6 protein-coding genes are annotated in these 13,318 nt (G+C 38.9%); all 6 read left to right on the top strand.

What is annotated here, in order from left to right; all coding sequences use genetic code 11:
* Positions 1-16 precede the first annotated feature (16 nt).
* Positions 17-3,133, top strand: a complete 3,117-nt coding sequence (locus ACYT6F_RS16730) for an efflux RND transporter permease subunit (protein WP_472598763.1) — start codon at positions 17-19, stop codon at positions 3,131-3,133.
* Entirely contained in the window at positions 3,120-4,568 is a 1,449-nt protein-coding gene (locus ACYT6F_RS16725) for a TolC family protein (RefSeq protein WP_472598762.1), read from the top strand. Before ACYT6F_RS16730 ends, ACYT6F_RS16725 begins: the two co-directional genes overlap by 14 nt.
* Positions 4,569-4,841: 273 nt before the next feature.
* Complete coding sequence (locus ACYT6F_RS16720) at positions 4,842-6,218, top strand: rhamnogalacturonidase (protein ID WP_472598761.1); 1,377 nt, start codon at positions 4,842-4,844, stop codon at positions 6,216-6,218.
* Positions 6,215-9,070 carry a glycoside hydrolase family 2 protein gene (locus tag ACYT6F_RS16715; protein ID WP_472598760.1) on the top strand — a complete coding sequence of 952 codons (2,856 nt, stop codon included), beginning with the start codon at positions 6,215-6,217 and terminating at the stop codon, positions 9,068-9,070. Before ACYT6F_RS16720 ends, ACYT6F_RS16715 begins: the two co-directional genes overlap by 4 nt.
* Before the next feature lies 1 nt (position 9,071).
* Entirely contained in the window at positions 9,072-10,394 is a 1,323-nt protein-coding gene (locus tag ACYT6F_RS16710) for a rhamnogalacturonan acetylesterase (RefSeq protein ID WP_472598759.1), read from the top strand.
* A gap of 131 nt (positions 10,395-10,525) precedes the next feature.
* Entirely contained in the window at positions 10,526-13,300 is a 2,775-nt protein-coding gene (locus tag ACYT6F_RS16705; RefSeq protein WP_472598758.1) for a glycosyl hydrolase, read from the top strand.
* Positions 13,301-13,318 lie beyond the last annotated feature (18 nt).

Below are 13,318 nucleotides of genomic sequence, written 5' to 3'. Positions count from 1 at the left end.
TCTTAAATAATCGATTATGGTAGAAATGTTTATAAAGCGAAAGGTTCTTTCGCTGGTGATCTCCATTGTTTTTGTTCTGGTAGGAATTATGGCTTTAACCAAGATGCCGGTTACCCAGTTTCCAGATATTGTTCCGCCTTCTGTAACGGTAACCGCAAAATATACAGGAGCCAACGCCGAGGTTTCAGCAGATGCCGTAGCATTGCCGCTGGAGCGTGCCATTAATGGCGTACCGGGAATGACCTATATGTCTACAGTAACTTCCAACGACGGATTAACTTTGATCCAGGTGTTCTTTGAAGTGGGAACCGACCCCGATTTAGCAGCTGTAAATGTTCAGAACAGGGTAACAACGATTCTCGACGAATTGCCGGAGGAAGTAATAAGAGCCGGAGTGACCACAGAGAAAGAAGTGAACAGTATGCTGATGTATCTCAACATCACAAGTACGGACCCAAGTCAGGATGAGCAGTTTATTTACAACTTTACAGACATTAATGTTCTGCAGGAACTGAAACGTCTCGATGGGGTAGGCCGCGCAGAAATTATGGGGCAGAAAGAATATTCGATGCGTATCTGGCTCGATCCTCAGAAAATGGCGGTTTACAATATTTCTGCGGATGAAGTGGTAAATTCCCTCCAGAAACAGAATATTTCGGCAGCCCCCGGAAAAGTGGGAGAATCTTCAGGTAAAAAAGCCGGTGAACTCCAGTATGTTGTAAAATATAAAGGTAAATTTTTTGAACCGAAACAGTATGAAGAAATTCCTGTAAGGGCGGATGACGAAGGAACGATTTTAAAGCTGAAAGATATTGCCAAAGTAGAATTCGGCGCAATGACCTATGGAATGGTTTCCAAAACCGACGGTAGACCTTCCGCATCAATCATGCTGAAACAGAGACCCGGATCGAATGCCTCAGAAGTAATTCAAAGTGTGAAGGATAAAATGGCAGAACTAAAAGTAGGTTCTTTCCCGCCGGGAATGGAGTATAATATGGCGTATGATGTCTCAAGATTCCTGGATGCTTCAATCAGCGCAGTTTTGAAGACTCTTGTCGAAGCATTCATTCTTGTAGCGATTGTGGTATTTCTTTTTCTTCAGGATTGGCGATCTACATTGATTCCTGTTCTGGCGGTTCCGGTGGCATTGGTAGGCACCTTTGCCTTCATGGATATGCTTGATTTTTCAGTGAATTTATTGACACTTTTTGCTCTGGTTCTGGCCATCGGTATTGTTGTCGATAACGCAATTGTCGTCGTCGAAGCCGTTCATGTTAAAATGGAAGAAGGATATATGCCGCTGGAAGCTACCATTATTGCAACAAAAGAAATTGCAGGAGCGGTTGTTGCTATTACTTTGGTAATGTCTGCGGTGTTTATTCCTGTGGCCTTCCTGGATGGTCCGGTAGGGGTATTTTACCGCCAGTTTTCCCTGACACTCGCAATAAGTATCGTGATTTCGGGAATTAATGCGTTGACGCTTACTCCTGCCTTATGTGCTTTAATTTTAAAACCTCATAATCAGCACAAAAAGAAAGGAATTATCGATCGCTTCTTCGGCAGGTTCAATGTTTTCCTTGAAAAGGTAACCAACGGTTATGTAAAGGTATTATCAAAATTTGCGACTCGAACCGTCGTAACTTTTGGGTTACTGGTATTGTTTATTGTACTAACCTGGGGTACAACAAAATTTTTAGCTTCAGGATTCATCCCCATGGAAGATCAGGGAATGGCCTATGTAAGTGTTACAACACCGCAGGGTGCAACCGTGGAACGAACCGAAAAAGTTTTAGATGAAATAACAGCGATAGCAAAAAAAATCGATGGGGTAGAAAACGTAACAACATTGGCAGGTTACAGTGTGGTAACTGAAATTGCCGGATCATCTTACGGAATGGCCATGATTAACCTGAAAGACTGGAAAGAAAGAAACAAATCGGTAGACGATTTTATTAAAGAATTAACGGAGAAGACAAAGGGCGTTTCGGATGCTGAAATCGAGGCTTTTACCCCGCCAACAGTTCCGGGATTCGGAAATACGAGCGGCTTTGAACTTCGTCTTCTGGACAGAACAGGCGGAAGTATTGAAAATATGGATAAAGTCACCAAAGATTTCGTTAAAAAACTTAATGAAACGCCTGAACTTAAAAACAGTTTTACCAGTTTCGATGCAACTTTCCCTCAGTACATGATCAATATCGATTATGATATGGCCGCGAAAAAAGGAATCTCCGTTGATAACGCCATGTCCACCCTGCAGACGATGCTGGGTTCTTACTATGCAACCAATTTTATCCGCTTCAGGCAGATGTATAAAGTGATGGTTCAGGCAAGCCCGGAATACCGCGAAACTCCTGAAAGCATCCTGAATTTATATTTAAAAAATGATAAGGGCGAAATGGTTCCGTTCTCAACTTTTATTACTATCGAAAAAGTGTACGGGCCGGAAGTTTTAACGCGCTATAATATGTATATGTCTGCAATGATAAATGGTGAACCTTCTGAAGGTTACAGCTCCGGGGATGCCATTGCAGCCGTTGAAAAAGTCGCCGGGCAAAGCCTTCCCAAAGGATTTGAAATCGAATGGTCGGGAATGACGAGGGAAGAAATCCTGTCGGGCAATCAGACGGTTTATATTTTTATCGTCTGTCTCGTTTTCGTGTATCTTTTATTAGCTGCCCAGTACGAAAGCTTCCTTTTGCCAATGCCTGTTCTGCTAAGTTTACCAACCGGGATTTTCGGCTCATATATTGCCTTGCTGCTTTGCGGATTGGATAATAATATTTATGCCCAGGTTGCTTTGGTAATGCTGATCGGTTTATTGGCTAAAAATGCCATCCTGATTGTTGAATTTGCCGTGGCAAGCCATAAAGAAGGAAACGATATCATTCCGGCAGCGATTGAAGGAGCAAAACAGCGTCTTCGGCCTATTCTTATGACCTCATTTGCATTCATTGCAGGATTGATTCCGCTGTGTGTGGCCTCAGGTGCAGGTGCGGTAGGAAACCGTTCCATTGGTACTGCTGCTGCAGGAGGAATGTTAATAGGAACTATTTTCGGGCTGATTATCATTCCGGGATTATACATTTTTTTCGCAACCCTCGAAAACAGAAAGAAAAATGAAACGATATAAATTAAAACTTGTATTCTGGAGCGTGGCAGTATTGGCATTAACATCCTGCGCCGTTCCGAAAGTAGCTGCCGTAAAAGAGATAAAAGAAACCCCTGAGCTTAAATTTCCGGATAGTATCCGGAATAACGGGGATTTTACAGGAATCGGCTTAAATACCTATTTCACAGACGAATATCTTCTGAAGCTGTTTGAACAGGTAAAAGTGGCAAATCCTGATTTTAAAATTGCCCGGCAGCGTGTGGAAATGGCCAACAGTCTTCTGAAACGTTCAGGAACAGAATTGCTCCCTTCCCTTGAAGTGGGTGCAATGGTATCCGGCGACCGTTTCGGAAAATACACCATGGAAGGTGTCGGAAATTATGACACCAACCTTTCTTCAAATATTACCGAAGACCAGAAAATCAACACGGCTTTTACCCCAAATTACTGGATGGGTGCCAGAAGCAGCTGGGAAATTGATGCGTGGGGAAAACTGAAAAACAAAAAGCTATCGGCACTCAATAAGTTTCTGGCTTCAGAAGAAGGCTTACAGCTGCTGCAGATCGATTTATTTACCGATATTGCCAATCTTTATTATAATTTGATTGCTTTAGACAAACGTCTTAAAATATATCAGGACAATTACAATCTTCAGAAAAGAGCTTTTGAAATCATTAAAGCGCAGCGTGAAGTGGGAAAGGTGACGGAGCTTGCCGTTCAGCAGTTTAAAGCACAGAACAATAATTGGCTGGCAGAAATTGAACATATCAAAGTTGAAATTGTAACCGTAAAGCAGGCAATTTCGACATTGACAGGAATTTACGGAGGTGAAATTCTGCGTAGTGAAAGTCTTTTGGCTACCAATTATGAGATACTCAATAAAAATATCAATGTGGATGCGGTCATTCATTCGCGGCCGGATGTGATTTCAGATTATTATTTGCTGCAGGCTTCCCACGCAGATGCTAAAGCAGCACGGGCGGCATTTTATCCAAGAATTGATCTGGGAGCAACCTTCGGATTGAATTCGTTCTCAGCAGAAACATTCTTCAGGCCTGCTTCCCTGGCCGGCCAGCTCTTGGGTGGATTAATGGTTCCTGTTTTCAATAAAGGCCAGCTGAAATATGAATTTAATATTGCCAACAGCGAGCAGGAAATTGCTTTTCTGAATTACCAGAAGACGGTTACAACAGCTTTTAATGAACTTCAGTCTATTTTGAAACAGACTAAAATATTCCATCGTGTTCTGGATTTGAAAGAGGAAGAAGTAAAGTTTCTGGATAAAGGAATTGAAGTTTCCAATGACTTGTATATTACCGGCTACGCAAATTATTTCGAGCTGATCAATGCACAGAAAAGCAAACTTCAGGCAGAACTGGATCTGCTTACATTTCAGCATGAGAATACGAGAAATAACGTGCTGTTGTTTAAAGCATTAGGTGGCCGAATTCAATAACTGCAGCTACTCAAAGCTTCCTTCAGGTAAAAAAGATGAGGTAGGACGGATGGTTCTGCCTCTTTTGGTATTGTTTCAGTCATGATGCTGAACAATAATAACGATCAGGGTACATTATCAAATTAATCAGAACCAAGTACAGCTTATGGTACAGTAATAATTTTTAAATTGAACCTTAATAAATTGAAAAATAACTGACAGGTAAGGACAGGATGCTCCGGATGCACAAAAACTATATTTTTATTTTCGTTTATTAGCAATACAAAATCGGTTATGACATTTCAAAACATATCAAAGCTTCTATTTTCTTTTTCACTTTTCTTCTTCTGTTCGGGATTAAAAAGTCAGGACAAATTTCCTGACGGAACTGCCATCCCAAAATGGTTTAAAGAAAATAAACCTACCGACATCAACAAACTGGGGAAGAAATACATTATTACCGATAACGGGTTAAAAAATGACAGTACCATCCTTCAGACAAAACAATTTCAGGCTGTTATTGATAATGCAGCCAATAATGGAGGCGGTGTCATCATCGTTCCCAAAGGAACTTTTTTGATCAGTTCTGTTTTTTTTAAACAGGGAACACATTTATACCTGGAAAATGGGGCAAAACTGAAAGGCAGCGATGATATCAACGATTTTCCTGTGGTTACAACAAGAATGGAAGGGCAGACCGTAAAATATTTTCCGGCTCTTATTAATGCAGACGGGTTGGACGGTTTCACGATTTCAGGAAAAGGGACTCTTGACGGAAACGGGCTGAGATTCTGGAAATCATTCTGGAAAAGACGCGAATGGAATCCCAAATGCACCAATATGGATGAAATGAGACCGAGAATTATTTATGTTTCCAATTCAAAAAATATTCAGATTGAAGGAATTACCGTGAAAAATTCACCTTTCTGGAGTACGCACTATTATAAATCTCATTTTGTTAAATTATTAAACCTTACCATTTTAGCACCAAAAGAACCGGTAAAAGCACCCAGTTCAGATGCGGTTGATATTGATGCCTGTACCAATTTTTTAATTAAAAACTGCTATATGTCAGTCAATGACGATGCGATTGCTTTAAAAGGAGGAAAAGGTCCGAAAGCTGATCTGGATCCGAATAACGGCGAAAACAGAAACATTCTGATTGAAGATAACACATTCGGTTTCTGTCATTCAGTTCTGACATGCGGAAGCGAATCGATTCATAATTACAACGTGCTTCTGCGTAACTCTGTGGTGAAAGATCCTTCAAGATTACTGCATTTGAAAATGCGTCCCGACACGCCACAACATTATGAATATGTGACCGTTGAAAACATCAGAGGAAACGTAAAAACATTCCTTTATGTGAAAGGCTGGAACCAGTTTTTTGATCTGAAAGGCGAAGAAAAACCGAGAAAAGGATTAGCCAATAATATTACATTAAAAAATATTGACATCACCTGCGAAACGGCATTTTCTGTTGAAAAATCAGACTTGTTTGAACTGAAGGATTTCACTTTTGAAAACCTCAAAATTAAAGCGCTGAAGCCTGAAGAGCAGAATTTGGTTAATATTAAAAATTTAAAGCAAAACAATGTCAACGTGACTAAAATTGCTTCTCTCAGCCAGACTTACGATAAAAAAGACGATTCCGATATTTCTGCAAAATGACAGTTTTCTCCAAAATATTCTTTCTTTTATGTGCCTGTTCACAATTCCTGTATTCCCAATCTAAGGAAGTCCGATTCCTGAGCGGAAAAGATGCGGAACACACCAAAGAATGGGACTTTTGGGTAAATTCAGGAAGAAAGTCCGGAATCTGGAACAAAATTCAGGTGCCGTCACATTGGGAACAGCAAGGTTTTGGATCTTACAATTACGGTCGGGATTATGTAACTTACGGCAGGAATTTTAAATTTCATGACGAAACAGGTTTATATAGGCACAAATTCACTATTTCCAATTCATGGAAAGGGAAAGAGATCAAGATTGTTTTTGAAGGTTCAATGACTGATACCGAAGTAAAAATCAACGGACAGATTGCAGGACCTGTTCATCAGGGTGCTTTTTATGAATTTAAATATGATATTTCTGATAAAATTCAGTTAGGAAAAGAAAATATTCTGGAAGTAAAAGTCTCCAAAATGTCGGCTGATAAATCGGTCAACAACGCAGAACGACTGGCAGATTACTGGATTTTAGGCGGAATTTTTCGACCGGTTTACCTGGAAGCGACTCCAAAAGAACATATTTCATCAACAGTTATTGATGCCAAAGCAGACGGAACTTTTCGTTCAAATATTAATTTAAAAGGAATTAATTCTGCAAACAATATAAAAGTTGAATTATTTGATGCTAAAAATAACTTTGTTGGCGAATCTTCGGCTCGAATTCAAAAAGGAGATACTCTGAAACAGATTCAGTTTTCAATTAAAAACCCAAAACTTTGGACAGCCGAAACTCCCAATTTATACAAAGTAAGATTTAGCTTAAATAAAAACAAAAAGAATATCTTCAAAACGGAAGAAAAATTTGGTTTCAGAACCATTGAAATCCGCAAAGGCGACGGAATTTTCATCAATGGAACCAAAGTTAAAATGAAAGGCATCAACCGTCATGTGTGGTGGCCGGAAACGGGCGGAGCTGTTACGGAAAACATCGATTTAATGGACGTTCTGCTCATTAAAGAAATGAATATGAATGCCGTCCGTTGTTCTCATTATCCGCCAAATAAATCGTTCCTGAAAATTTGCGATTCGCTCGGTTTGTACGTTTTGGATGAATTGGCGGGCTGGCAAAAAAAATACAGCACCGAAGTTGGGAAAAAGCTCGTGAAAGAAATGGTTACGAGAGATTCAAACCATCCATCAATAATCTTCTGGAGCAACGGAAATGAGGGTGGTCATAATTTTGATTTGGATACAGAATTTGCAAAATATGACTTATCCAACCGTCCTGTCATTCACGCACATCACAAGCCGGGAAATGCTTTCAACGGTATCGACTGCAATCATTACGAAGATTATTACAGCACGAAAAAAATTCTCGAAGGCGAAAATATTTATATGCCGACTGAATTTCTTCACGCTCAGGATGATGGTGGCGGCGGAACTTCTCTGGCTGATTATTGGGAATTGCACTGGAATTCCAAAAAAGGAGCAGGCGGATTTCTTTGGGCATTTGCGGATGAAGGCTTAGTACGAACGGATTTTAATAACCAGATTGATGTGAACGCCATCAACGCTCCCGACGGAGTTTTAGGTCCGCATCGGGAGAAAGAAGGAAGTTTTTACGCCATCCGTGAAATTTACAGTCCTGTAAAAATTGATTTGAAAACCGTACCTAATAATTTTAACGGAATTATCCCGGTTGAAAACCGTTATCATTTTACGAACTTAAAAGACTGTCAGTTTGAATGGAAATTAGTCAACTTCAAAACACCATTTTCTTCTGAATCCGGATTTGATATTGTTAAAACAGGGAAAACGCAATCGCCGGATATTCAGCCAGCTGGAAAAGGAAATATCAATCTGAACTTACCTTCAGACTGGAAAGAAAGTGAAGGGTTGTTATTAACGGCAACCGATGCCTTCGGGAAAGAAATTTACACCTGGACCTGGAAAATAAAATCAAATGATGAGATTTCAAAACAGTTTTCAAAATTATTAATTAAAACAAATCCTGTTTCTATCGTTGAGAATGATTCTTTATTTACTTTAAAATCAGACGAAAAAGAATTTTCCATCGGAAAAAAAGATGGCTTATTAAAATCAGTCATTATTGACAAAAAAGGTAAAAAAATGTCTTTTAAAAACGGGCCTGTTTTCGTGAACGGAACTATGGAATTATCATCGGTAAAATCCTTTGCGGAAGGTCAAAATCAACTGATTGAAGTAAAGTACAAAAACGGAAATAAAATTATCTGGAAACTCAATCCGAACGGAATTCTGGAATTGAATTATGAATATTCATTGTCGGGAGATTATCAGTTTGCAGGTGTTAGTTTCGATGAACCTGAAAATTATATTATCAGTGCAAAATGGCTCGGAAAAGGACCATATCATGTTTGGAAAAACCGGTTGCAGGGACAGACTTACAATGTTTGGCAGAATTTAAAAAACTCAACCAGAACCGGACAATCACCGTGGATTTATCCTGAATTCAAAGGCTATTTTGATGATATTTCATGGCTGCAATTGGATACAGCGGAAGGAAAAATTACGGTTGGAACCAAAGAAGAAAAAATGTTCGTAAGACTTTTTGATTTTTACGGAATTTACGGGGCTGAAGGTTATCCGAAATTGCCAACAGGGAATATTTCTTTTTTAGATGCAATTCCGCCGTTGGGAACGGTTCTGGCGTTTAATATTAACGATAAAACAGAATCTTTAGGCCCGGAAAGCGAAACGAATCATCTGAACGGAACATTTAAAAGAACATTGTATTTCTATTTTGGACTGCCGGATTTAGGGGATGAAAATAAACAGTTTACCATGCCGAAAGAAAATATTTTAACAGATTAAAATGAAAAGCCCAATTCTTTTTTTAATATTTTTTATCTGTTCGTTGATGTTTGCCCAACAGACAGCTTTCAAATTTGATTTTGGCGGGAAGAGGATCGAAAGCGGATTTATTCCTGTTACTTCAACTTCAAAATTTAATAAAAAAACAGGCTACGGATTTATGGATATTGCCGGTTTAAAATCGGTTGATAACGGTGGTAATGCTCTGACAGGAGACTTTATCACGAGCGACAAACCTTTCTATTTTTCGGTAGTTATTCCTGAAGGAAATTATGATATTCTACTGAATTTAGGTGATACAAAAGGAATCTCTGAAACAACAGTTCGGCTTGAAAACCGTCGCCTGATGATGAATGACGTCAAAACAAAAAAAGGCGAAATTGTGGAAAAAACAATGACGGTTCACGTAAAAGACAGCATCATCAGAAACCAAAAGGGACAAAATATAGGAATTGTAAAACTAAAACCGAGAGAAAGAAAATACCTGCATTGGGACAATTTGCTGACGATTGAATTTAATGATAAAGCTCCGAAAGTTTGTTCGGTCATTATTCAGCCCGATAAAACAGCGAAAACGATTTATTTAACTGGTGATTCAACAGTTGTTGATGCGCAGTACGAACCGTGGGCGTCGTGGGGACAGATGCTGCCGTACTTTTTTATTCCGAATGAAGTGGTAATTGCCAATTATGCGGAAAGCGGAGAAACCTTAAAGGCATTTGAAGACCGTCATCGAATCGATAAAATCTGGACTCAGATAAAGCCCGGCGATTACTTGTTCATCCAGTTCGGACACAACGACCAAAAAGCAGGAAACAGCGAAAAATCAGGTTATCGAAAAAGATTAAAAGAATGGATTCAAAAAGCCAGACAATTGGGAGCCGTTCCGGTTTTAGTGACTTCAATGAATCGCAGAGTGTTTGATGAAAACAATAAAATAATCAACACGCTGGATGATTTTCCTGATGCGATGAGGGAAATTGCAAAAGAAGAAAAAGTAGATTTAATTGATTTGAATGCGTTAAGCAAAACTTTGTTTGAAGCGATGGGACCGGAAGCGGCGAAGAAAGCTTTTGTCTACTATCCGGCGAATTCTTACCCGAATCAGCCGAAAGCTTTAGCTGACGACACGCATTTCAATACTTACGGAGCGTACGAACTGGCAAAATGTGTCATAAAATCAATCGTTGACCAAAAATTGCCTTTGAAGAAATACATTTCAGATAATTATAAAAATTTTAACCCAAATAAACCTGATGATGTCGAAAAATTCCACTGGCCGGAATCTGTTTTTATGGAATCTTTAAAACCTGATGGAAATTGATTGGAAAAACACTAATAAAAATCTTTGATTTTTAAACTAATGTTTCTTCTAAGCATTGGAATCACAAACTTAAACAACTAATGTGTTTAAAAACTTTTGTGACTTTTGTGGTTAAATTAAACAAGTAAAAAGTGAATATTCGTAAAATTATAAAAATAAGCATTCTCTGTTTTGCCTTCGGAAATCTCTCCGCACAGAATCCGTGGCCAAAAGCGACCAACACCGCTCAGCCGTGGACGCGCTGGTGGTGGATGGGAAGTGCGGTTGACGAAAAAGGCTTAAATAAACAATTGGAAACCCTTTCCGAAGCAGGTTTCGGCGGCGTAGAAATCGTTCCGATTTATGGGGCAAAAGGATTTGAAAATCAATACATCAATTATCTTTCTCCGGAATGGATGAAAATGCTCCGGTTTACCACCACTAAAGCTAAAAACCTGAATATGGGCGTTGATATGGCGGTCGGAACAGGCTGGCCGATCGGCGGGCCACAAGTGGGTGAAGAAGATGCTGCCACAAAAATGATTGTTCATATTTATGAAATTCAGCCCAATGAAAAATTTCCAGAAAAAATTGTTCTGAAAGACGAAAAACAGAAGAATTTAAAAACCATAAAACTCGATATTGTCACGGCTTACAATGAAAAAAACGAAGCAATAGTTTTAACGGATAAAATCAGTGCAGATGGCACTTTGAACTGGAATCCAACTTTAGGTAAATGGTCAGTTTACGCAGTTTTTACAGCTAAAACGCTGCAAAAAGTAAAGCGTGCCGCTCCCGGTGGCGATGGATACACGTTAGACCATTTTTCGCCAACCGCGACCAAAGATTATCTGGAAACATTCGATAAAGCATTTGGAAACTCTAATTACGGAGTCCGTTCATTTTTCAATGACAGTTACGAGGTGTATAATGCCGATTGGACTGCCGATTTTAAGGAGGAATTCAAAAAAAGAAGAGGGTATGATTTAAGTCCTTACATCAAATATTTGGTAAGTGATAATGAAAGTGAAATTGCTGGAAGAATAAAATCCGATTACCGCGAAACGATGAGTGAGCTGATTCTGCATAATTTCACCGAAAATTTCACCAATTGGGCACATTCTAAAAATTCAAAAAATACCAATCAGGCACATGGCTCACCGGGAAATTTGCTGGATTTATATGCTGCAGTCGATATTCCCGAATCTGAAACTTTCGGAAGCACAAAATTTGATATTCAGGGTTTGAAAAGAAATCTGGAAGACATCAATACAAAGGAAGTTCCCGATATCAATATGTTGAAATTTGCCTCTTCAGCAGCGAATATCACAGGAAAACCTCTCATTTCAAATGAATCTTTTACCTGGCTGACGGAACATTTCAAAACGTCCTGGTCGCAGGTAAAACCGGAAGCGGAACAGATTTTCCTTTCGGGGATCAACCATATTTTTTACCACGGAACAACGTATACGCCTGCTGACGTGCAGTTTCCGGGATGGCTGTTTTATGCCTCGACGAATTTTGTCCCGGAAAATTCTTTGTGGCCAAGCATAAAAGGTTTAAATTCTTACATCGAAAGAACACAATCTGTTCTGCAAAGCGGAAAATCTGACAATGAAATCCTGATGTACTGGCCGGTGTACGATCAGTGGTCAAACCCGAAAGGAAAAGATATGGCTTTCAAAATTCATAATATTGAAAAGTGGTTGCACCCGACAGCGTTTTATGAAAATCTTGAAAAATTAGGGAAATCCGGATATTCTCTGGATATGATTTCGGATAAAATGATTGGTGGGGCACAGCTTGAAAACCAGAAAATTCAGCTTTCAAAAAGTGGAGGTTCTTACAAAGTTTTGATTGTTCCTCAGTTGACTTATTTACCTGAATCTACTTTAAAAAACATCTTGAATTTAGCTCGGAATGGAGCATCCGTGATTTTTCAAAGCCAACCGAAAGATGTTCCGGGGAATGTTGAAGTGGAAAAAAGAAGAAACGAATTACAGTCTTTATGGAGCCAAATTCCTTTCCAGCAAAACGGAAATGTAAAATCTGCAAACTTCGGAAAAGGAAAAATTGTATTAAGTTCAGATATTGAAAAAGGGTTGGAATTATTAAAAATTGAAAGAGAAAAATTGACGGATACAGGACTGAAATTCGTCAGAAGACAGTTTGATGACGGAAAATATTATTACATCGTCAATCATACCTCAAAAGAAATCAATCAAAATATTCCATTGAATTTTACAGGAAGACAGGTTGTTGTAATGAACCCTGAAAATGGTGAATTTGGAATTGCAGAAACACAAAATAATTCAGTAAGAATTCAACTGAAATCAGGAGAATCTTTAATTATAAAAATTTCTAAAAATGAGGATTCATCACTTCCAAAATGGAAATATATTGAAAAAACAGACGAGCCGGTCGTTTTAAACCAGCACTGGAATTTGACATTCAAAGAAGGTGGTCCCGAGCTTCCGAAATCCAGAACGCTGGACAAACTTCAGCCTTGGACAAATTTTACAGAAGATGCTTCCACACAGAGCTTTTCAGGAACCGGAGTCTATACGACAAAATTCAGATTAAAGAAAAATAAAGCTGACGATTTTGTGCTGAAATTTGATAAACTATATGAAAGCGCAAATGTGATTGTCAATGGTCAGCACGCCGGAATTGTATGGAGCCTTCCGTTTGAAATTAACGTTGGGAAATATTTGAAAAAAGGTAAAAATACCATTCAGATTGAGGTTTCAAATTTGATGGCGAACCGAATCCGCTATATGGATCAACATAAAATCCAATGGCGAAATTACCACGAAATCAATTTCGTCAATATTGATTACAAACCGTTTGATGCGTCAGATTGGAAGGTGCAATCTTCAGGTCTGGATGGCGAAATTCAATTAATTCCTGTATATTTCTCAAAATAATTTTAATGACAGTCTGCA

Source organism: Chryseobacterium sp. NG-CE01 (assembly GCF_055695505.1).
Note: the sequence above shows the minus strand (reverse complement) of the source record. Positions and strands in the feature narration are given on the sequence as shown.

Coding starts and splice junctions, on each gene's coding strand:
- ACYT6F_RS16730 (WP_472598763.1), top strand. CDS start 17: ATGGTAGAAATGTTTATAAAGCGAAAGGTTCTTTCGCTGGTGATCTCC.
- ACYT6F_RS16720 (WP_472598761.1), top strand. CDS start 4,842: ATGACATTTCAAAACATATCAAAGCTTCTATTTTCTTTTTCACTTTTC.
- ACYT6F_RS16715 (WP_472598760.1), top strand. CDS start 6,215: ATGACAGTTTTCTCCAAAATATTCTTTCTTTTATGTGCCTGTTCACAA.
- ACYT6F_RS16725 (WP_472598762.1), top strand. CDS start 3,120: ATGAAACGATATAAATTAAAACTTGTATTCTGGAGCGTGGCAGTATTG.
- ACYT6F_RS16710 (WP_472598759.1), top strand. CDS start 9,072: ATGAAAAGCCCAATTCTTTTTTTAATATTTTTTATCTGTTCGTTGATG.